This window comes from Micromonospora yangpuensis (assembly GCF_900091615.1).
GTDB classification, from domain to species: Bacteria; Actinomycetota; Actinomycetes; order Mycobacteriales; family Micromonosporaceae; genus Micromonospora; species Micromonospora yangpuensis.
The window spans coordinates 5,042,089-5,062,044 of the sequence record NZ_FMIA01000002.1 but is presented as its reverse complement, the minus strand read 5'-3'; the positions used below and the strand labels follow the sequence as shown (position 1 = coordinate 5,062,044).

Genomic DNA, 19,956 nt, shown 5'->3' with positions numbered 1-19,956 from the left:
CTTTCACGAAGGGCAGGTGGGGCAGGTGCCGAAGATCTCCAGGGTGTGGCTGACGTCGGTGTAGCCGTGCTGGGCGGCGACGCGGTCGGCCCAGGTCTCGACGGCGGGGCCGGCCACCTCGACGGTCCGGCCGCAGGCCCGGCAGACCAGGTGGTGGTGGTGCCCCTCGCTGCACCGCCGGTAGAGGTGCTCCCCGCCGGGCGGGCGCATCACGTCGATCTCACCGGCGTCGGCGAGCCCCTGCAGGGTGCGGTAGACCGTGGTCAGGCCGACCCGGTCACCCCGCCGGCGGAGCATCTCGTGCAGCTCCTGGGCGCTGTGGAAGCCCTCGACCTCGCCGAGCAGGGCGCTGACCGCGCTGCGCTGCCGGGTGTTGCGGACGGCGGTGGTGCTCTCCTCGGTCACGGACCCTCCCCGGCGTGGCTGACCGCGTCCGCCACGATGTGCGCGACATGCTCGTCGACCAGGGCGTACGCGATCTCCCGGCCGCGTCGCGAACCGCGTACCACCCCGGCGCCGCGTAGCACTCGCAGGTGCTGGGAGACCAGGGGCTGGGTCGCACCGAGGGTCTCCACCAGCTCGTGCACGCAGCGTTCACTCTGCGCCAGCTCGCTGACGATGGCCAGTCTGATCGGCGCGGAGAGCGCACGCAGCAGCTCACTCGCACCCTCGTACGAGTCGTAGCCGGTCGGACTGGTCACCCCGCAACGGTAACCGTTCTCAACGACCCGCCGGTAACCGGCTCAGCGCAGCACCACCTCGGCGGGCTCCGGGGCGCTCGTCGGGCCGCTCGGGACGCGGCGTCGACGGACCGCCCGCCAGCCGGCCCCGGCCACGGCGACGACCAGGAACGAGGCGATCGCCAGCAGTACCACCGACGCACCGGGGGCGGTGTCGGCGTTCGCGGCCACGTAGACCCCGCCGCCGGCGGCGAACAGCCCGAGCGCCATCGCCGCCGTCATGGTGCTGCGGAAACCCCGGGTGACCTGCTGGGCGGTCGCCACCGGCACCACCATCAGGGCACTGATCAACAACACCCCCACGGCCCGCATGGCGATCGTCACGGTCACCGCCGTGGCCACCGCGAGCAGCAGGTTGAGGGTACGCACCGGCAGGCCGGAGACCCGGGCGTACTCCTCGTCGTGGCAGACCGCGAAGAGCGCCGGGCGTAGCGCCAGCATGACCACCCCGATCACCGCGCCGAGCACCGCGATGGTCGTCAGGTCGGTGGGCGAGATCGTGGTCAACGACCCGAAGAGGTACGCGTTGAGGTTGGCGTTGCTGCTGTCGGAGAGCCCGACCAGCATCACCCCACCGGCGATCCCGCCGTAGAAGAGCAGGGCCAGGGCAAGATCCCCGGAGGTACGCCCACGGGCCCGGACCAGCTCGATGGTGATCGCGCCGAGGGTCGCCACGATCACCGCCACCAGCACCGGGGAGCGGTTGAGCAGCAGCCCCGCCCCGACTCCGGTAAGCGCCACGTGCCCGACCCCGTCGCCGATCAGCGCCAACCGGCGCTGCACCAGGTAGATGCCGAGTGCCGGGGCGGCCAGGCCGATGACCAGCGCGCCGATCAGGGCCCGCTGCATGTACGGGTACTGGAAGAGTTCGATGCTCATCGGCTCCACAGCCCCACGGGCTCGTCGGGACCGTGCGGGTGCACGTGGTCGTGGCCGGGCTCGGCGTGGTGGCCGGCCGGTTCCGGTACCGCGCCGTCGTGTGCGACGTACCCCTGGTGCACGACGACCGCCCGGTTGATCAGCGGACGCAGCGGCCCCAGCTCGTGGGCGACCAGCAGGACGGTGCCGCCGCCGGTGACGAAACCGCCGAGCGCCCCGGCGAAGGCCTCCTGGCTGACCGCGTCGACCCCGGCGGTCGGCTCGTCGAGCACCAGCAGGTCCGGCTCGCCGGCGAGGGCCCGGGCGATCAGGGTGCGTTGCTGCTGGCCGCCGGAGAGGGTGGCGACCGGGTCGCCGGCCCGGTCGGCGAGCCCGACCGCGCTGAGCGCGGCGGCGACGGCGGCCCGGTCGGCGGCGCCGGGTGGTCGCAGCACCCCCCGGCGGGCCAGTCGACCGGCGGCGACCACCTCCCGGACGGTGGCCGGTACGCCGCTGCCGGCCCCGAGTCGCTGCGGCACGTAGCCGACCCGGTGCCAGTGGCGGAACCGGCGCAGCGGGGTGCCGAACAGCTCGACCGTGCCGTGGCTGAGCGGGACCAGGCCGAGGATGGCCCGGATCAGGGTCGACTTGCCGGAGCCGTTGGCGCCGAGCAGGGCGACCACCTCACCGGTGGTGACGGCGAGTGAGACGTCACGCAGCACGGGGCGGCCGTCGTAGCCGACCACCCCGTGCGTGACGGTGATGACAGGTTCGCTCACGAGCAGCCCAGTGCCGTCCGGAGGGTCTGCAGGTTGGTGCGCATCACCGAAAGGTAGTCGCCGCCGTTCTCCGCCGACAGCCCCTCCAGCGGATCGAGTACGGCGGTCTTGGCCCCGACCTCACGGGCGATGGTCTCGGCGACCTTCGGGCTGACCAGCGTCTCGAAGAAGATCGTGGTGGCCTGGTGCTCGCGGGCCTCCTCGGTGACCTCGGCGAGGCGCTGCGGGGAGGGCTCGTTCTCCGGGGTGAGCCCGGTGATGCCGATCTGCTCCAGCTGGTAGCGCTGGGTGAGGTAACCGAAGGCGGTGTGGCTGACCACGATCTCCCGGCGCTGGCAGGTCTTCAGCCCCTCGGTGAACTCGGTGTCCAGCTTCTCCAGCTCGGTCCGCAGCTGCTGGGCGCGGGCGGTGAAGTCGGCGGCCCGCCCGGAGTCGAGCTGTCCGAGCCGCTCGGCGAGCTTCTCGCCGATGGTGGCCAGCCGGGTCGGGTCGAGCCAGACGTGCGGGTCCTTGGCTCCGCCACCCTCCTCGGCGGCCTTCTTCTCGTCCTCGTGCTTCTCGTCTTCGTGGCCCTTCTCGTCCTCGTGACCGTGGTCGTCCTCGCCCGAGTGGTCGTGGTCGTGCCCGCCGGCTGCGGCGTCCAGCAGCGGCTGGACGGTGGCCACGTCGAACGCGCGGTCCTTGGCGTTCTGCTCGACGGCGGTGTCCACGGCGGGCTGGAAGCCGTCCAGGAAGATCACCAGCTCGGCCTGGCTGAGCTGCCCCACCTGGCCCGGGTTGAGTTCCAGGTCGTGCGGCTCGGCCCCGGGACGGGCGAGGTTGGTCACTGTCACCGCGTCGCCACCGACCCGCTCGGCGACGAACTGCAGCGGGTAGAACCCGGCCACCACGTCGATCCGGTCCGGGTCGGCGCCAGCGGGTTGGCCGCCACCGTCGCCACACGCCGTGGCGCCGGCCAGGACGAGCAGCGCGGTGGTCGCGGCGGCCAGGGTACGGGAAACGTAACGGCTGTTCATGCCACTACTCTCCGCCTAGACGAAATTGATTGTCAAAGCCGCATGAGTGCATGAGCCGGCCGCGCAGCAGCGCCTGGGCCGCACCGCGCAGCAGCGCCTGGGCCGTACCGCTCAGAGGAGCTTGGTCAGGGCGAGGGCGATCAACAGGGTGACCACGACCAGCCGGATGATCCGGTTCGCCGGGGTCTGCACCGGCCAGGTGGTCACCGAGAGGGCGATGAGGGCGGCGGCGATCGCCAGCAGCAGCAGCGCGCCCACCACACCCGGGGCGAAGAGCGCCACCAGGACCAGCACCAGGCTGGCCAGGAAGACCGACGTCGGATTCAGCCGGGCCAGTCGGGCCAGCAGAGGTCGCTGCGTACGCTGCATCCCACAGACTCTACGAGGAGGACCCGGGTGCTGGTCACCAACCGGTTCGTGGTGGAAACCGACGCCGCCGACACCTTCACCGAGCGGGCGCACGCCGCCCTCACGGTGCTCGCCGCCTGCCCCGGCTACCTGCGCGGGCACCTGCTGCGGGCGCTGGACGACCCACGGCACTGGAGTCTGCTCACCGAGTGGGAGTCGGTCGGGACGTACCGGCGGGCGCTCGGCAACTTCGACGTCAAGATCCACGCCACGCCGCTGCTGGCCGAGTCGCTGGACGAGCCGTCCGCCTACGAGGCGTTGGCCAGCGCGGCACCGGGCGGGGACGTGGTGGTCGCCAGCAGTGATCGAGCGGCTGACCCGTACCGCTGATCTCCGGGCACTACCCTGCACGGTATGACTGCTCCCGGACCGCCCGAGCCGCAGCCGTACCCCGGTTCCTCCGGGCCGGGTGGCCCCGCGTCACCCGGCGCGGACGACGCGGCCTCCGGTGGGCAGCCGCCGTCGTCCGGCGTACCCGCTCCACCCGGCGTACCCATGTCTCCGGAATCGCCCGGCGGGCCGGGGGAACGGGCGCAGCCCGGCGGGCCCGTGTCTCCGGGTTCGCCCGGCGGGCCGGGGAGGTCGGAGGAGCCGGGGGTACCCGCGCCACCGGCCGGACCCGGGGTGGCGCCGCCGTTCGCCGCGCCCCCCACCGAGGGCCGGCGCTCCCGGCTCTGGCTCGGTCTCGGCGTCGGGGCGCTGGCCGCGGTGCTCTGCTGCGGCGGGGGCGGCGCGGCGATCGTCGGGCTGGCGGTCACCAACGTCCGCGCGATCGACGAGCAGGGCCGCGCGGTCGCCGACGACTACTACCGGGCGATCGTGGACAAGAAGTACGGCGAGGCCTACGACCTGCTCTGCGAGTCCGAGCGGCGCCGGGAGTCCGAGCCGGACTTCGAGCGGCGCGTCGCGGCCGAGCCGGAGATCACCGAGTACCGGGTGGGTGACGTCGACGAGGTGAACCTCCGGGTGCCGGTGCGGGTGACCTACACCGGCGGTGGCCAGGACACCCAGACGATCAACCTGGCCCCGGACAACCAGACCGGTGGCCTGGAGGTCTGCGGGATCGACTGACCAGCCCATCGGTAGTGTGCTGGGCAACACCGCCCGCACCGTCCATCCCACGTCCCCGCCGACCGCCAGTCGGCGTAGGAGGAAACATGCCAGCCGACCGTATCGACGCCGTCGTCAGCCTCGCCAAGCGCCGGGGCTTCGTCTTTCCCTCCAGCGAGATCTACGGCGGGACCCGATCGGCGTGGGACTACGGTCCGCTCGGCGTGGAGCTGAAGGAGAACGTCCGCCGGCAGTGGTGGAAGACCATGGTCCAGCAGCGCGACGACGTCGTCGGCCTGGACTCCGCGGTCATCCTGGCCCGCAAGGTCTGGGAGGCCAGCGGCCACATCGCCGAGTTCGTCGACCCGCTCACCGAGTGCCAGTCCTGCCACAAGCGGTTCCGCGCCGACCACCTGGAGGAGGCGTACGCCGAGAAGCACGGCAAGCCGCTGACCTCGCTGCAGGAGCTGAACTGCCCCAACTGCGGCAACAAGGGCACCTTCACCGAGCCGAAGATGTTCAACGGCCTGATGAAGACCTACCTCGGCCCGGTGGAGAGCGACGAGGGCCTGCACTACCTGCGGCCGGAGACCGCCCAGGGCATCTTCGTCAACTACAACAACGTGGCGACCGCCGCCCGCAAGAAGCCGCCGTTCGGCATCGCGCAGACCGGCAAGTCGTTCCGCAACGAGATCACCCCGGGCAACTTCATCTTCCGTACCCGCGAGTTCGAGCAGATGGAGATGGAGTTCTTCGTCGAGCCGGGCACCGACGAGACGTGGCACGAGTACTGGCTCTCCGAGCGCTGGAACTGGTACCTCGACCTGGGGCTGTCCGAGGGCAACCTGCGCTTCTACGAGCACCCCAAGGACAAGCTCTCGCACTACTCCAAGCGCACCGTCGACATCGAGTACCGCTTCCAGTTCGGTGGCAGCGAGTTCGCCGAGCTGGAGGGGATCGCCAACCGGACCGACTTCGACCTCGCCACGCACAGCAAGCACTCCGGCGTCGACCTGTCCTACTTCGACCAGACCAAGAACGAGCGCTGGATCCCGTACGTCATCGAGCCGGCCGCCGGCCTGACCCGGGCGGTGCTCGCCTTCCTGCTGGAGGCGTACGACGAGGACGAGGCGCCGAACACCAAGGGCGGCGTGGACAAGCGCACCGTGATGCGCTTCGACCCCCGGCTGGCCCCGGTCAAGGTGGCGGTGCTGCCGCTGTCGCGCAACGAGGCGCTCTCGCCGAAGGCCAAGGGGCTCGCCGCCGACCTGCGTAAGCGTTGGGTGGTCGAGTTCGACGACTCGCAGGCCATCGGTCGCCGCTACCGCCGGCAGGACGAGATCGGCACCCCGTTCTGCGTCACCGTCGACTTCGACACCCTCGACGACAACGCGGTGACCGTCCGCAACCGGGACACCATGACCCAGGAACGGATCTCCCTCGACCAGGTCGAGCGCTACCTCATCGAGCACCTCCCCGGCTGCTAGATGTGTAAGGAAGGGCCCCTTCTTAACGCATATTGTCGAGAAGGGGCCCCTTCTCACTGCGCGCTTGTTCGCGTTCGCTCAGCCCGTCGAGCTTCCCGGTCAGGTCCGTACGGAATCTCCCGCCGGGAGTGTCAACGGCGCCGCGATCCGCGGATGAACTGGTCGACGGCGGTCGCCACGATCCCGTCGAGTAGTTCCGGTGCCACCAGGTTGCCGTTGACCAGTGCGGCGATGCCCTGCAGCGTCGCGAACATCACGATGCCCGTGCGCTGTGAGTCGCCGGGCTCAAGCACGCCCTCCGCCTGCCCCTGCCTGATCAGACCGTCCAGCAGTCCGAACGGCGCGGCGGCGGCCTCGACCAGCCGTTCGGCGCCGTCGCGGTGCTTACCGGCGAACATCAGTGCCAGCAGCGCGGCGTCCTCGGTGGCGAACCTCAGGTAGGCCGCCGCGACGGTGTGCATGCGCGGCCCGAACTCCTCACCCGCGGCGTCCAACGCCGCCCGCAGTTCCGTGTCCAGCCGGGCGAAGCCGGCCTCGGCGAGTGCGTCCAGCAGCGCCTGACGGTCCGGGAAGTGCCGACGGGGGGCGGCGTGGCTGACGCCGGCCTCGCGGGCCAGTTCCCGCAGGGAGAGCTGCTCGGCACCGTGCTGGCGCAGGCTGCGCTCGGCCGCGTCGAGCAGCGCCGTCCGAAGGTTTCCGTGGTGGTACGCGGGCACGGGTTCACCCTAGCAAATGGTGTTGTCGTTGACAGCATTGTCGTCAGCGCCTACATTGTTGCTCATGACAACATTTAATGCCGCGCAGCTTCCCGCCATGACCGGCCGTACGGTCGTCGTCACCGGCGCGAACAGCGGCATCGGCCGGGCAGCCGCCCATGCGCTCGCCGCCGCGGGCGCCCGCGTCGTGCTCGCCGTCCGCGACCTCGCCAAGGGACAGGCCGCCGCCGCGACCATGGCCGGTGACGTCGAGGTACGGCGGCTCGACCTCGCCGACCTCGCCTCGATCCGGGCGTTCGCCGAGGACTTCACCGACCCGATCGACGTGTTGATCAACAACGCGGGCCTGATGGTCCCGCCGCTCGGCCGTACCAAGGACGGTTTCGAACTGCAGATCGGCACCAACCATCTCGGCCACTTCGCACTCACCAACCTGTTGCTGCCGCGGATCCGGGAGCGGGTGGTCACCGTCTCCTCCAGCGGGCACCGGGCCGGCACGATCGACCTCGACGACCTCAACTGGGAGCGCCGGCGCTATCGGGCGTTCCCCGCGTACGCGCAGTCGAAGTTGGCGAACCTGCTGTTCACCGCGGAACTGCAGCGTCGTCTCGCCGACGTCGATTCGTCGGTACGCGCGACGGCCGCGCACCCCGGGCTGGCCGCCACCAACCTCCTCGACCACCTCGACGACCGGCGGTCCGTGCTCCGGCGCTTCACCAACCGCCTCTCGCAGAGCGAAGCCGACGGTGCGTTGCCCACGCTCTACGCGGCGGTGGCGGACGTCCCCGGCGGCAGCTACGCCGGTCCGGGTGGCTTCCTCCAGGGACGCGGGGCCCCCAAGCTGGTCAGCCGGTCGAGAACCGCCCGGAACAGCACTCTCGCCCGTCGCCTGTGGACCCGGTCCGAGGAGCTGACCGGCGTCACATACCCACTGGCCAGGACGAACGTCACCGGGACGTGAGATCCGTGGCCTCGACCACGACGCGAGGAGTCATGCCTGCTCGACTCGGTGGCGCGCGGCCAGAACCTCCTCCAGGTGCCGACGGTCGGGCGTGAGGCGGGTGGGCGGAAGGGTGGATGCGGGGCCGGCGGGCGTGAGGTCGGCGGGTGCGGGACCGGCGGGCGGAAGGCCGGCGGGTGCGGGACCGGCGGGCGGAAGGCCGGCGGGCGCGGGGTCGATGGCGAGGGCGGCCGGGCCCGGCAAGGGCTCGACACGTACCCGGGTGAGTGGCACCGACCCCCGCCGGGACTCGTACGCCTCCTCGACCAGCTGCCGCACCCGCCCCGGCTCCCGGCGGATCCGGGCCGGTGTGAAGTGCAGCACCAGGATCCCGTACCGGCTCAGTTGGTTGTGCCGGTCGAGGGTGCGCGACCAGTCGTCGGGGCTGAAGTGGTACTCCTGCGAGTCCACCTCCAGGGCCAGCGCCGCGTCGGCCAGGTATCCGTCGGGCGTGGGCATTGACTCGCCCGTCCCGTTGGACAGCCGGGGGTTCCACAGGATCGCCGGCAGCACCCGGCTGCCGGCCAGACACTCCCGCAACTCCGCCTCGGGCGCCGACCGGGTGCCCGCCACGACCTCCGCGAACGCCTGGCGGATCAGCGCGGTACGGCTGCGCCGGGCCCGTCGGATCTCCTCGTCGAGGCCGGGCAGGTCGGCGTACCCACGTTGCACGGCCTCGGCCACGACGGCCCGGACCGGCCGTAGTTGGCGCAGGTCGCGGGCCGCGTCGACGACCGCGCGGGCCGGCGAACAGACCGGGTAGAACGCCGTGTGCCGGGCCCGGCCGTCGAGGGTGAGCGCCCGAGAGACCTGCGCGTACGCCGCCGACCGCCGTCGGACGTGGTGCGGCACGACCAGCTGTACGGCGTCGCTGCGCGGGCTGTACCGGAAGCCGTACCAGTGCAGTGCCGCCAGGCCGGTCAACTGTGCCTGCGGGCCGGCGTAGAGGGCTGCCGAGACCCGTCGCTGCTCCTCGGTGAGGGTCCCGCTGAACAGGGCGTACGTCGCCGGTAGGACGCGTTGCCAGCGACCCCGGCGAGCCTGGCGGTACAGGTGCATGTCGGTGCAGCCGACGCTCAGGAGTTGCGCCCGGGTGACGACCAGATGTTGGGCGCGGGCCGTCGCGTCGAGCTCGGGTGGGTAGTCGGACATGTCACGCAGCATGGCCGCCGAGGCCACCGGTTGTCCGGCCCGGTCCGCCCCCGCTGTGGACAACAACCGACATGTGGACAACGCCCCACGGCCACCCCCGATGTGCTACGAGGGCGGCAACGGCCGTGGTGCAGGCCCCCGGCGGCCCCAGGGCTCCTGGCGGCTCCACGGCGCGGGGCGAGCCCGTGGCGGGCGGTGAGAGGGGTACCCGGCTATGCAGAAAGCGTTAAGCAGGGGCCCTTCCTTACACTTGGGGGGTGAGTGAGTGTGGGGGTGGGGAGCGGGGGCTGACCCTGGGGCGGCACCAGGTGTGGCCGCCGGTGGTGCTCGCCCCGATGGCGGGGATCACCAATGTCGGGTTCCGGCAGCTCTGTCGGGAGCAGGGCGGTGGCATCTACGTCTGCGAGATGATCACCACGGTCGCCCTGGTCGAGCGGAACCCGAAGACGCTGCGCATGATCGCCTTCGGCGACACCGAGAAGCCCCGTAGCCTCCAGCTCTACGGCACCGACCCGGAAACCACCGCCGCCGCCGTGCGGATCGTGGTCGAGCGGGATCTGGCCGACCACATCGATCTGAACTTCGGCTGCCCGGTGCCGAAGGTCACCCGGCGTGGCGGCGGCGCGGCCCTGCCGTGGCGACGCCGGCTCTTCGCCCGGCTGGTCAGGGCCGCGGTGGACGCCGCGGCACCGGCCGGGGTGCCGGTCACCGTCAAGATGCGCAAGGGCATCGACGACGACCACCTGACGTACGTCGAGGCCGGGCTGGCCGCCCAGGAGGCGGGCGTGGCCTGGGTCGCCCTGCACGGGCGGACGGCGGCGCAACGCTACTCGGGCACCGCCGACTGGGATGCCATCGCCACCCTGAAGCAGGCGTTGGACGTGCCGGTGCTCGGCAACGGTGACATCTGGGAGGCCGACGACGCGCTGCGGATGGTGGCGCACACCGGTGCGGACGGGGTGGTGGTCGGCCGGGGTTGCCTGGGCCGGCCGTGGCTCTTCGCCGACCTGGAGGCGGCCTTCGCCGGCCGTCCCGACCGGCGGCTGCCGAGCCTGGGTGAGGTGACCCGGACCATGCGCCGGCACGCCGAGCTGCTGGTCGACCAGTTCACCGTCGGGGCCCGCAACCCGGCCCGGGGCGAGCGCGACGGCTGCACCGACTTCCGCAAGCACGTGGCCTGGTACCTCAAGGGCTTTCCGGTCGGCGGCGAGCTGCGCCGCTCGCTGGCCATGATCGAGAGCCTGGCCGAGCTGGACGACCTGCTCGGCAAGCTGGACCCCGAGGTGGGCTTCCCGGCCGAGACGCTGGGCCAGCCGCGTGGCCGGACCAACTCGCCCGGCAAGGTCTTCCTGCCCGCCGGCTGGCTGGCCGACCGCGACATCGACACCGCCCCCGAGGGCGCGGAACTGGCCGACTCCGGCGGCTGACCCCACCCGCCCCGGCGTTCCGCCGGGAGCCATCCCACCTACCCCGCAGGCCCGGCGTTCCGCCGGATTCATCCTCCCGTCGTCCAGAACGCGGCGACGGGAGGGGCCTTCCTCGGCGGGGAAACGGGCCACACCGTCGGGGAAGATCTTGTTTCTGCCGAAGGGTTCGCTTTCGATCTGCCGAGGGGTTGCCTTTCGATCTGCCGACCGGACGGCATCGTTTCGTCGCGGGGCCGCAGGGCCGGCGAGGTTCTCCGGGGATGCTGCCGGCGTGCGACGATCCACGGGCACGACCGGGCGACCACGCGATCGGGGAGGACGACATGTTCGCGGTGCCGTTGGACGACGACGCGCAGCTGCGCCCGCTGGAGCCGTGGCAGGCCGAGGAGTTCCTGGCCCACATCGACCGGGGGCGGGAGTTCATCGGGCGGTACGTCGGACTGCCGGACCTCGTCACCGACCTGGCGTCGAGCCGGGCGTTCCTGCGCGGGTACGCGGAGAAGGCGGCCAGCGACACCGGCCGGATCTACGGCATCTGGGTCGCGGATCGGCTGGTCGGCGGGGTGCTCTTCCCGAGGATGGACGTGCCGAACGGCACCGCCGAGGCGGGTTGCTGGCTGGAGCCGTCGGCGGTGGGGCGGGGCCTGGTCACCCGGGCCGCCCGACTGATCATCGACTGGGCGATCACGACACGGGGCCTGCACCGGGTGGAGTGGCGGGTCGCGGCGGAGAACGCGCCGAGCATCGCGGTGGCCCGCCGGCTCGGCATGACCCGGGACGGGGTGCTGCGGGAGAGCTACCGGTACCGGGGGGAACGACAGGACATCGAGGTCTGGTCGGTTCTGGCGCCGCAGTGGCGCGCGGCCCGGCCCCCGGAGCCACCCGCCACCGCCTGATCCGCCCGGTCCGACGGGGCACGCCCGGCCACCGGCGACCGGAGCAGCGGATCCCGTCCCGGCCGCCATCGCGGCCGACCACCGAACGATCCGTCCGCCCCGATTCGGCCGTCCAGCCTGACGGTCGACCTCTACCGCCCGCTGGGTGACCGCGGGCGTGGCGAGGTCGGGCGCCGGGCCGGACGGTCGACGGCGGGGGTCAGCCCGGCGCTGCTCCGGTCCGGTGCCGTGGGGGCGGATCGGCCAGCGGCGACCGGGGCGCGGGCACGCCCGGCCAGGGCACCTCGGGGCTGCGGTGGAAGGTGATCCCGGCAAGCGTCCAGCGTGGGCCGTGACCGGCCAGCCGGGTCCGGAAGCCGTCCCAGTCGTGGTGGGACCGGGGTGACCAGCCCAGTTCGGCCAGGGCCGGCAGTCGGGGGAAGAGCATGAACTCGATCTCGGTACGGGTGGTCACCGACTCGGTCCACAGCGGTGCCTCCAGGCCGAGCACCGCCGTCTCCGGCACGCCGGTCAGGTGGGTGCCGGGATCCCAGTCGTACGCCCGGCGGAGGTCGATCAGACCCGCCCAGTCGTGCCCGATCGGGGTGTCCGGGGCGTACTTCATGTCCAGGTAGGCGCGGTTGGCGGGGGAGAGGATCAACCGGGCGCCCCGACGGACCGCGTCGACGGTGCCCGGGTCGTCGCCGTCGGTGCCCCACCACTGGATGACCCGTCCGTCGACGTGCCCGGTCGGGGCGATCTGGTGCCAGCCGACCACGGTCCGGCCCAGGTCGGTGACGATCCGCTGGGTCCGCTCGACGAATCCGCGGTACGCCTCGGCGGGCACCCGGTACGCCTCGTCCCCGCCGATGTGCAGGTACCGCCCGGGGGTCAGCGCCGCCACCTCGCCGAGCACCTCGGCGACGAAGTCGTACGTCCGCTCGCTGGCCGGGTCGACGTAGCTGAAGCCGACCTCGGTGCCGGTGTACGGCGGCGGCGCGGTCCGGTCCGGCGCGAGTTCCGGGTACGCGGTCAGGGCGGCGTTGGTGTGGCCGGGCAGGTCGATCTCCGGTACCACGGTGACGTGCCGGCGGGCGGCGTAGCCGACGATCCGCCGGTAGTCCTCACGGGTGTAGTGGCCGCCGGGGCCGCCACCGACCTCGGTGGCCCCGCCGACAGTCGCCAGCCGGGGCCAACTGTCGACGGCGATCCGCCAACCCTGGTCGTCGGTGAGGTGCAGGTGCAGGTGGTTGAGCTTGTACCGGGCCAGGTGGTCGATCACCCGCAGCACGTCCGGTACGTCGAAGAAGTGCCGGGCCACGTCGAGCATCACCGCCCGGTGGGCGAACCGCGGCCGGTCGACGATGGTCCCCCCGGGCAGCACCCAGGCGGCGGCGACCGGGGTGGGGCTGTCGACCGCGGCGGGCAGGAGCTGGCGCAGGGTCTGCACCCCGTGGAACAGCCCGGCGGCGGTGCCGGCGGTGATCCGTACCCCGTCGGTGCCGACCTGGAGCCGGTAACCCTCCGCACCGAGCCCTCCGCTGTCGGAGCCACCGCTGTCGGAGCCACCCCCGTCGGTGTCATGGCTGCCGTCGTCGCCGCTGCCAGCGTTGCTGCCGTCGTCGAGGACGAGGGCGATGCCGCCCCGGGGCTGCGGGCTGGTCGCGTCGGTCACCGGCAGCGGGTAGCCGGTCGCCGGGCGGAGCAGCTCGGCGAGCTGCTCGGCGACGTCGCGGGCGGCCGGGTCGGCGGTGACCCGCACGGCGGCCGTCGCCGGCAACACGAAGTCGGCGCCCGGGTCCGGCTCGACCCGTTCCGGGGCCGGCAGTACGTCAGTCAACCGCCCGGCGGGCGGCACGAGCCGGGAGCCGGCGGCCGTGGCGGCGGCCCGAGCCAACTCACCGAGCTCCGGGGTCCGGTCCGGCTCAGTGGGCTGGGTCAGCTCGGTGGTCCGGTCCGGCTCGGTGGGCTGGGCCGGGATCCGGGGCCCGGCGGGTGCCCGGGGCGGGTCGAGGCTGGGGGGCATGGGACGTCTCCCGAGGGGTATCCGCGGCAAATATGGCAAACCTGAACTTTGACGCTGGGTGCCGTCAAGAGTACGGCGAGCTGCGGCGATGCGTGATCCTGCGCATGGCCGCGCTCCCAGGAACCCACCCGAAAGCGGATAGTCGTGATGTCTGTGCGGATGGTCACCAGATGGTCCCAACGGCGGCGAAGTTCGCTTAACCTTCGCCCACCGATCGGCACTGGTCCCTACCTGACCGGTCCGGACCTGGGATTTCGGGGCAACCGCGTGGGAGGCTCACGGTGACGACGCACGAGACGGCGACAGCGCACGGGACGGCGACAGCGCACGGGACGGCGACAGCGCACGGGACGGCGACAGCGCACGGGACGGGCGACAGCGCACGAGACGGCGACAGCGCACGAGACGGCGACAGCGCACGAGACGGCGACAGCGCACGAGACGGCGACAGCGCACGAGACGGCGACAGCGCACGGGACGGCGACAGCACGACGGAAGTACGTCTACGACTTCACCGAGGGCAACAAGGAACTCAAGGACCTGCTCGGCGGCAAGGGGGCCAACCTCGCCGAGATGACCAACCTCGGGCTGCCGGTGCCACCCGGCTTCACCGTCACCACTGAGGCGTGCCAGGCGTACCTGGCCACCGGTCGGGAGCCGGACGGGCTGGCCGAGCAGATCGCCGCCCACCTGGCCGCGTTGGAGCGGGCGCGGGGCAAGCGTCTCGGTGACCCCGGGGACCCGCTGCTGGTCTCGGTACGCTCCGGGGCGAAGTTCTCCATGCCCGGCATGATGGAGACGGTGCTCAACGTCGGGCTCAACGACGCCAGCGTGGTCGGGCTCAGCCGGCAGGCCCACGGCGGAGGTGGCGGTGACCGGTTCGCCTGGGACTCGTACCGCCGGTTGATCCAGATGTTCGGCAAGACCGTCTGCGAGGTGCCGGGCGAGGAGTTCGAGCACGCCCTCGACGAGGTCAAACGCGCCAAGGGTACGACCAACGACCTGGACCTGACCGCCGACGACCTGCGTGGGCTGGTCGGTGCGTACAAGCAGATCTTCAAGGCGCACACCGACCGGGAGTTCCCGCAGGACCCCCGGGAGCAGCTCGACCTGGCGATCCGGGCGGTCTTCGCCTCCTGGAACGCCGAACGCGCGGTGCTCTACCGGCGGCAGGAGCGGATCCCGGCCGACCTCGGCACGGCGGTCAACGTGGTGGCGATGGTCTTCGGCAACCTCGGCCCGGACTCCGGCACCGGCGTCGCCTTCACCCGTGACCCGGCCACCGGCAACCAGGGCATCTACGGCGACTACCTGGCCAACGCCCAGGGTGAGGACGTGGTCGCCGGCATCCGCAACACCGTGCCGTTGCAGGAGTTGGAGCGGTGCGACAAGCGGTCGTACGACGAACTGCTGGACATCATGGCCCGGCTGGAGCGGCACTACCTGGACCTGTGCGACATCGAGTTCACTATCGAGCGCGGCAAGCTCTGGATGCTGCAGACCCGGGTGGGCAAGCGGACGGCCGCCGCCGCCTTCGTCATCGCCGGGCAGCTCGTCGACGAGGGCCTGATCGACCTGGACGAGGCGCTGCACCGGGTCAACGGCGCCCAGCTCGCCCAGCTGATGTTCCCCCGCTTCCAGCTCGACCACGGTATCGAGCCGGTCGCCACCGGCATCGGCGCGTCCCCCGGCGCGGCCAGCGGGCAGGTGGTCTTCACCTCGGCCCGCGCCGTCGAGGTGGCCGGGGCGGGAAAGCCGGTGATCCTGGTCCGGCGGGAGACGAACCCGGACGACCTCAACGGCATGATCGCCGCCCAGGGCATCCTGACCTCCCGCGGCGGTAAGACCAGCCACGCCGCCGTGGTGGCCCGGGGGATGGGCAAGACCTGTGTCTCCGGTGCCGACGGGATCGACGTCGACGTGCCACGCCGCCGGTTCACCGTCGCCGGGCAGACCGTCGTCGAGGGCGACGTCGTCTCGATCGACGGCACCACCGGCAAGGTGTACCTGGGTGAGGTGCCGTCGACGGAGTCCGAGGTGGTCCGCTACTTCGAGGGTGACCTCGACCCGGAGCGCAGCGACGACGCGCTGGTGCGGGCCGTACACCGGATCATGACGCACGCCGACGGTCGGCGGCGGCTGGCGGTCCGGACGAACGCCGACACCGGCGCGGACGCGGCCCGCGCCCGGCGCTTCGGCGCCGAGGGCATCGGGCTCTGCCGCACCGAGCACATGTTCCTCGGCGACCGCCGGGAGCTGGTGGAACGGCTCATCCTGGCCCGCGTCGACGACGACCGGGCGGCGGCGCTGGCCGCGCTGTTGCCGTTGCAGCGCGCCGACTTCGAGGAGATCTTCCGCGAGATGGCCGGGCTGCCGGTGACGGTCCGGCTGATCGACCCGCCGCTGCACGAGTTCCTGCCGCCGCTGGAGCAGCTCGCGGTGGACGTGGCGGTCGCCCAGGAACGCGGCGAGGACGTGGCCAAGGAGGAGGCGCTGCTCGCCGCCGTGCGCCGGATGCACGAGGAGAACCCGATGCTCGGCCTGCGCGGGGTCCGGCTCGGCCTGGTCATCCCGGGGCTGTTCGCGATGCAGGTCCGCGCGATCACCGAGGCCGCCGTCGCGGTCACCCGGGCCGGGTCGGTGGCCCGGCCGGAGATCATGGTCCCGCTGGTCGGCGCGGTCCAGGAACTGGAGACGGTACGCGCCGAAGCCGAGAAGATCATCGCTGAGGTGGTCGGGGAGAGCGGCGTCGAGGTGCTGATCGGCACGATGATCGAGGTACCCCGGGCGGCGTTGACCGCCGGTCAGATCGCCGAGGCCGCCGAGTTCTTCTCCTTCGGCACCAACGACCTGACCCAGATGGGCTGGGGCTTCTCCCGCGACGACGTCGAGGGGGCCTTCTTCTGGCGGTACCTGGAGTTGGGCATCTTCGGCATCTCGCCGTTCGAGTCGATCGACGCCGACGGGGTGGGGCGGCTGGTACGGATCGCCGCCGAGGAGGGCCGGGCCGCCCGCCCCGAACTGAAGCTCGGGGTCTGCGGCGAGCACGGCGGGGACCCCGACTCGGTGCACTTCTTCCACCGGGTCGGCCTGGACTACATCTCCTGCTCACCGTTCCGGGTGCCGGTGGCCCGGCTGGAGGCCGGCCGGGCAGCCGTGCAGACCAACGGCTCGGACAGCCGCTGAGGTCGGCTGGCGCGGCCTCAGATCGGGGGGCGTCGCCAGGCGGTGGGGCGGCTGCGGCGCAGCTGCGCCGGGAGGGTGGCCATCGGGGTGCGGACGGCCAGCGGGGCGTGTCCCTGGGTCAGGCTGACCGCCGCCACGCCGACGCGGTGCGCGTCGAAGGCTGCGCCGGCCCGGCGGGCCACCTCCCGGGCCGCCGACCGTAGCCCCGCCAGGTCGCCGACGGGTCGGCAGATCAGGGCGAGCACCGCGTACAGGCCGGCGGGGCAGGTGATCACGTGTCCGGTCGAGGTGCGCAGCACCGAGTCGTGGAACTCGCCCCGACCGACGGTGTCGGCCATCCGTTGTCCGAGCCCGAAGCTGGCCGCGACCAGGGCCGCCAGATGGGTGGCGTCGGTGGCCGGCAGGTCACTGGCGATGAGCAGTCCGTCCGTACCGGCCAACACCCCGCCGGTGAGCTCCGGCCAGCGTCGGTGCAGGGCCTGCATCTCCGTCACCATCACCGCGTCTGGGTTCACGATCGTCTCTCCTCGCGGTCGTGCTCTTCAGATGTCTCGGTCGCCGGTCACGTTCTGCTGCCAGAACGCTACCGGTGGCTGGACGGCAGGCGCGATCCCTGGACTGGCAACGATCGGTCGACAAAGGTTGCCTGATCGGTGGTTGTCCCCGGCGGGTGGGGTCGATCGCCGCCGAGCCGTACCGCCGGTCCGGGCGTAACCTGAGCGGGCCCGAACTGTCGGATCCCCCCGGAGGGTGCGCGATGAACCAGGCCAGCGGTCGGTACAGTGTGGACGTGCTCTTCGTTGCCCGGAGGGTGGGGGCGTGACCAGCAACTGGGCCCAGTTGACCGTCGACGCCCGCGATCCCGCCCGGCTGGCCCGGTGGTGGGCCGAGGCTCTGGGTTACCGGATCGTGGACGAGCGACCGGACGCCGTCGAGATCCGGCAGTCGGCGGACCGGCTGCCGGGCATCGTCTTCGTGGCGGTGGCCGACGACAAGCAGGCCAGGAACCGGCTCCACCTCGACCTGCGCCCCAGCGACCAGGAGGCCGAGGTCGAACGGCTGGTCGACATGGGTGCCCGCCACGTGGACGTGGGGCGGGGGGAGCGGACCGGCCAGACCATGCTGGCCGACCCGGAGGGCAACGAGTTCCGGGTCCTGCCGGCCGACTGACCGGCCCCGCCGACCGACCACCGCCTCGCCGCCCAGGGCCACCCGGGGCGGTCCGCACGCCGCTTCATGGCCGCCGGGGCGGGTCTGCACCGCCACCCAGGGCCGCCGGGGCGGTCTGCACCGCCGCCCAGGGCTACCCGGGGCGGTCTGCGCCGCCGCTTCATGGCCGCCGGGGCGGCTCGTCCCGCCGTCGAGGGCTGCCCGGGGCGGGCCTGGCCGTCCGGCGACCACTCCTTCTTCCCAGGATCTGGTACGCGCCTGTCGGGCCGCCGACCGGGGGCAACATCCGGGCGCGGACTCGGACACCGGCTTCCACCTGCGGCGATGTCGGTGTGAAACATCGTGAAACTTGCTCGCAACTCCCCGTTGACCGGCGGACGAAGCGAGTGTTAACTGTTAACAGTTATCAGGAGGACAACGTGTTGGACGTCAGGCCGATCAGGGTGGAGTCCCTCGGCGAGAAGCTGGCCACCGAGCTGCGCCGTCGCATCATCGTGGGCGACGTACCCTCGGGAACCCGCCTCGTGGAGGAGGAACTGGCCGACTCGTTCCAGGTCAGCCGGGGTCCGGTGCGCGACGCCATCCGGATCCTGCGGTCGGAGGGGTTGGTCACCGGCTCCGGTCGCAGCGCGGTCACCCGCTCGCTCAGCGAGGCGGACATCGACGAGCTGATGGCGCTCCGGGAGGCCTTCGAGCTGTTGGCGGTGGAACGTGCCATCGCCGTACGGCGCGAGGTGCTCGCCCGTGACCTGCGGGTCGCCCTGGTCGACATGGACGCCGCCCTGGCCGCCCGCGACTCGTCCGCCTTCACCACGGCGGACCTCCGGTTCCACAGCGCGTTCTTCGCCGCCGCCGGGCTTACCCGGCTCAGCGTCCTGTGGGACCAGTTCCGCCCGACCATCGAGGGTCTGCTGCACGCCTCCGGCAAGCGGCTGGCCGACCTCGCGCCCTCGGCGCGGGAGCACCACGACCTCGCCGCGCTGATCACCGCCGGCAAGGTCGCCGAAGTCCGCGCCGAGCTGCACCGCCACCTGCAGACGACCTGCTCGCGGCTGCGCTCCGCGATTCCCCCCACCCCCGTCCAGAGAGAGAACCAACCATGAAATCACGAATGCTGCGGCTCGCCGCCCTCGCCGTGGCCGGCACCCTCGTGGTGACCGGCTGCGCCGACCGGGGCGGCAGCGAGGCCGGCTCGGCCGAGAACTACCCCGAGAAGGACCTCACCCTGGTGGTGCACGCCGGTGCCGGCGGTGGGTCCGACCTGACCGCCCGGACCCTGGCCAAGGAGCTGGAGGCGGACCTCGGTCGGTCGATTGTGGTGGAGAACCGAACAGGCGGCGGCGGTCGGGTCGGCCTGACCTACCTCAAGGACCGGCCCGCCGACGGGTACGCCATCGGCTTCATCCCGGTCGAGGTGTCGATGCTCGGCCACCAGGGCGCCGACATCAAGCCCGACCAGTACACCATCCTCGGGCAGGTCATGAACGCCCCGGCGACCCTGTCGGTGCCGGCCAGCAGCCCGTACCGGACCCTGGACGACCTGCTCGCCGCGGCCAAGGAGAAGCCGGGCACGATCACCGTCTCCAACTCCGGTGCCGGCGCGATCTGGGAGGCCGCCACCATCGCCCTCGGCGAGGCCGCCGGGGCGACCTTCAAGCCGGTGCCGTACGACGGCGGTGCCCCGGCCGTGGCCGCGGGTGTCTCCGGTGAGGTCCAGGCCGTGATGGCCGGGGTCAGCGAGTCCGCCGCCGCGGCGGCCAACAACCAGCTGCGGGTCCTCGCCGTGCTGGCCCCGGAGCGGGTCTCCGCGCTGCCGGACGTGCCCACCGGCAAGGAGCAGGGCGTCGACGTGGTGATCGGTGGCTGGGGCCTGATGGGTGCCCCCGCCGGCCTGCCCGACGAGGTCAAGCAGCGGCTGGCCGAGGCCGTGCAGAAGGCCGCCTCCTCGCAGACCTTCAAGGACGTGATGACCAAGGCCGGCAACACCCCGCTGGCGACCTCGCCCGACGAGGCCAGCCAGTTCGCCCAGGCCGAGTTCGACCGCTTCGGTCAGATCTACGGCTGAC

Annotated in this window: 19 protein-coding genes and 1 pseudogene; 10 read left to right on the top strand and 10 right to left on the bottom strand. The window is 72.3% G+C overall.

The window, feature by feature from the left end; translation table 11 throughout:
* Positions 1 to 3: 3 nt before the first annotated feature.
* From GA0070617_RS22775 to GA0070617_RS22750, 6 genes are all read right to left on the bottom strand, one after another.
* The gene (locus GA0070617_RS22775) at positions 4 to 405 is read right to left on the bottom strand and encodes a Fur family transcriptional regulator (protein WP_091442308.1); all 402 of its coding nucleotides are present in this window, start codon (positions 403 to 405) and stop codon (positions 4 to 6) included.
* On the bottom strand, positions 402 to 701 hold the full coding sequence (locus GA0070617_RS22770) for an ArsR/SmtB family transcription factor (RefSeq protein WP_091442303.1): 300 nt from the start codon (positions 699 to 701) through the stop codon (positions 402 to 404). Before GA0070617_RS22770 ends, GA0070617_RS22775 begins: the two co-directional genes overlap by 4 nt.
* 42 nt (positions 702 to 743) lie before the next feature.
* The gene (locus tag GA0070617_RS22765) at positions 744 to 1,613 is read right to left on the bottom strand and encodes a metal ABC transporter permease (RefSeq protein WP_091447076.1); all 870 of its coding nucleotides are present in this window, start codon (positions 1,611 to 1,613) and stop codon (positions 744 to 746) included.
* A gap of 2 nt (positions 1,614 to 1,615) precedes the next feature.
* Complete coding sequence (locus GA0070617_RS22760) at positions 1,616 to 2,377, bottom strand: metal ABC transporter ATP-binding protein (protein WP_091442300.1); 762 nt, start codon at positions 2,375 to 2,377, stop codon at positions 1,616 to 1,618.
* On the bottom strand, positions 2,374 to 3,393 hold the full coding sequence (locus GA0070617_RS22755) for a metal ABC transporter substrate-binding protein (protein WP_091442295.1): 1,020 nt from the start codon (positions 3,391 to 3,393) through the stop codon (positions 2,374 to 2,376). The genes GA0070617_RS22760 and GA0070617_RS22755 overlap by 4 nt, the downstream gene beginning before the upstream one ends.
* Before the next feature lie 111 nt (positions 3,394 to 3,504).
* Positions 3,505 to 3,762: a DUF6703 family protein gene (locus GA0070617_RS22750; RefSeq protein ID WP_091442291.1), complete on the bottom strand. Its 258-nt coding sequence runs from the start codon at positions 3,760 to 3,762 to the stop codon at positions 3,505 to 3,507.
* A 27-nt stretch (positions 3,763 to 3,789) separates the two neighbouring features.
* Here GA0070617_RS22750 and GA0070617_RS22745 point away from each other — a divergent pair, with 27 nt between their 5' ends.
* The 3 genes from GA0070617_RS22745 to GA0070617_RS22735 all read left to right on the top strand — a co-directional run bounded on the left by GA0070617_RS22745 (position 3,790) and on the right by GA0070617_RS22735 (position 6,338).
* Positions 3,790 to 4,131, top strand: coding sequence for an antibiotic biosynthesis monooxygenase family protein (locus GA0070617_RS22745; RefSeq protein ID WP_091442288.1), 342 nt, complete (start codon positions 3,790 to 3,792; stop codon positions 4,129 to 4,131).
* A 294-nt stretch (positions 4,132 to 4,425) separates the two neighbouring features.
* Positions 4,426 to 4,872, top strand: a complete 447-nt coding sequence (locus GA0070617_RS22740) for an Rv0361 family membrane protein (RefSeq protein WP_229688465.1) — start codon at positions 4,426 to 4,428, stop codon at positions 4,870 to 4,872.
* An 86-nt stretch (positions 4,873 to 4,958) separates the two neighbouring features.
* Positions 4,959 to 6,338 carry a glycine--tRNA ligase gene (locus GA0070617_RS22735; RefSeq protein ID WP_091442280.1) on the top strand — a complete coding sequence of 460 codons (1,380 nt, stop codon included), beginning with the start codon at positions 4,959 to 4,961 and terminating at the stop codon, positions 6,336 to 6,338.
* A gap of 131 nt (positions 6,339 to 6,469) precedes the next feature.
* Here GA0070617_RS22735 and GA0070617_RS22730 read toward each other — a convergent pair whose 3' ends face one another.
* Positions 6,470 to 7,054 (bottom strand): TetR/AcrR family transcriptional regulator, encoded by a 585-nt coding sequence (locus GA0070617_RS22730; RefSeq protein WP_091442277.1) that lies wholly within the window; start codon positions 7,052 to 7,054, stop codon positions 6,470 to 6,472.
* A gap of 64 nt (positions 7,055 to 7,118) precedes the next feature.
* Here GA0070617_RS22730 and GA0070617_RS22725 point away from each other — a divergent pair, with 64 nt between their 5' ends.
* Complete coding sequence (locus tag GA0070617_RS22725; RefSeq protein ID WP_091442274.1) at positions 7,119 to 8,015, top strand: oxidoreductase; 897 nt, start codon at positions 7,119 to 7,121, stop codon at positions 8,013 to 8,015.
* A 30-nt stretch (positions 8,016 to 8,045) separates the two neighbouring features.
* On the opposite strand, the gene GA0070617_RS22720 is transcribed toward GA0070617_RS22725, so the two are convergent.
* The gene (locus GA0070617_RS22720; protein WP_229688464.1) at positions 8,046 to 9,206 is read right to left on the bottom strand and encodes a hypothetical protein; all 1,161 of its coding nucleotides are present in this window, start codon (positions 9,204 to 9,206) and stop codon (positions 8,046 to 8,048) included.
* A gap of 257 nt (positions 9,207 to 9,463) precedes the next feature.
* Here GA0070617_RS22720 and dusB point away from each other — a divergent pair, with 257 nt between their 5' ends.
* On the top strand, positions 9,464 to 10,633 hold the full coding sequence (dusB, locus tag GA0070617_RS22715) for a tRNA dihydrouridine synthase DusB (protein ID WP_091442271.1): 1,170 nt from the start codon (positions 9,464 to 9,466) through the stop codon (positions 10,631 to 10,633).
* Positions 10,634 to 10,956: 323 nt separating this feature from the next.
* Entirely contained in the window at positions 10,957 to 11,529 is a 573-nt protein-coding gene (locus GA0070617_RS22710; RefSeq protein WP_091447073.1) for a GNAT family N-acetyltransferase, read from the top strand.
* Positions 11,530 to 11,728: 199 nt separating this feature from the next.
* On the opposite strand, the gene GA0070617_RS22705 is transcribed toward GA0070617_RS22710, so the two are convergent.
* Positions 11,729 to 13,534, bottom strand: coding sequence for a beta-N-acetylhexosaminidase (locus GA0070617_RS22705; protein ID WP_091442267.1), 1,806 nt, complete (start codon positions 13,532 to 13,534; stop codon positions 11,729 to 11,731).
* Between the two features lie 483 nt (positions 13,535 to 14,017).
* On the opposite strand from GA0070617_RS22705, the pseudogene ppdK reads away from it, so the two are divergent.
* A pseudogene (gene ppdK, locus GA0070617_RS22700) lies at positions 14,018 to 16,720 on the top strand (pyruvate, phosphate dikinase); the annotation flags it as partial.
* 17 nt (positions 16,721 to 16,737) lie between these two features.
* On the opposite strand, the gene GA0070617_RS22695 reads toward ppdK, so the two are convergent.
* On the bottom strand, positions 16,738 to 17,235 hold the full coding sequence (locus tag GA0070617_RS22695) for a roadblock/LC7 domain-containing protein (RefSeq protein ID WP_091442264.1): 498 nt from the start codon (positions 17,233 to 17,235) through the stop codon (positions 16,738 to 16,740).
* A gap of 304 nt (positions 17,236 to 17,539) precedes the next feature.
* Here GA0070617_RS22695 and GA0070617_RS22690 point away from each other — a divergent pair, with 304 nt between their 5' ends.
* From GA0070617_RS22690 to GA0070617_RS22675, 3 genes are all read left to right on the top strand, one after another.
* Positions 17,540 to 17,890, top strand: a complete 351-nt coding sequence (locus GA0070617_RS22690; RefSeq protein WP_091442261.1) for a VOC family protein — start codon at positions 17,540 to 17,542, stop codon at positions 17,888 to 17,890.
* A gap of 419 nt (positions 17,891 to 18,309) precedes the next feature.
* Positions 18,310 to 18,993: a GntR family transcriptional regulator gene (locus GA0070617_RS30765; RefSeq protein ID WP_175440626.1), complete on the top strand. Its 684-nt coding sequence runs from the start codon at positions 18,310 to 18,312 to the stop codon at positions 18,991 to 18,993.
* On the top strand, positions 18,990 to 19,955 hold the full coding sequence (locus GA0070617_RS22675; protein ID WP_091442257.1) for a tripartite tricarboxylate transporter substrate binding protein: 966 nt from the start codon (positions 18,990 to 18,992) through the stop codon (positions 19,953 to 19,955). Before GA0070617_RS30765 ends, GA0070617_RS22675 begins: the two co-directional genes overlap by 4 nt.
* The last annotated feature ends 1 nt before the right edge of the window (position 19,956 follow it).

What these genes read in the sequence shown, in the direction of transcription:
- GA0070617_RS22735 (WP_091442280.1), top strand. Translation starts at nt 4,959, where the DNA reads ATGCCAGCCGACCGTATCGACGCCGTCGTCAGCCTCGCCAAGCGCCGG.
- GA0070617_RS22705 (WP_091442267.1), bottom strand. Translation starts at nt 13,534, where the DNA reads ATGCCCCCCAGCCTCGACCCGCCCCGGGCACCCGCCGGGCCCCGGATC.
- GA0070617_RS22750 (WP_091442291.1), bottom strand. Translation starts at nt 3,762, where the DNA reads ATGCAGCGTACGCAGCGACCTCTGCTGGCCCGACTGGCCCGGCTGAAT.
- GA0070617_RS22710 (WP_091447073.1), top strand. Translation starts at nt 10,957, where the DNA reads ATGTTCGCGGTGCCGTTGGACGACGACGCGCAGCTGCGCCCGCTGGAG.
- GA0070617_RS22675 (WP_091442257.1), top strand. Translation starts at nt 18,990, where the DNA reads ATGAAATCACGAATGCTGCGGCTCGCCGCCCTCGCCGTGGCCGGCACC.
- GA0070617_RS22720 (WP_229688464.1), bottom strand. Translation starts at nt 9,206, where the DNA reads ATGTCCGACTACCCACCCGAGCTCGACGCGACGGCCCGCGCCCAACAT.
- GA0070617_RS22725 (WP_091442274.1), top strand. Translation starts at nt 7,119, where the DNA reads ATGACAACATTTAATGCCGCGCAGCTTCCCGCCATGACCGGCCGTACG.
- GA0070617_RS22755 (WP_091442295.1), bottom strand. Translation starts at nt 3,393, where the DNA reads ATGAACAGCCGTTACGTTTCCCGTACCCTGGCCGCCGCGACCACCGCG.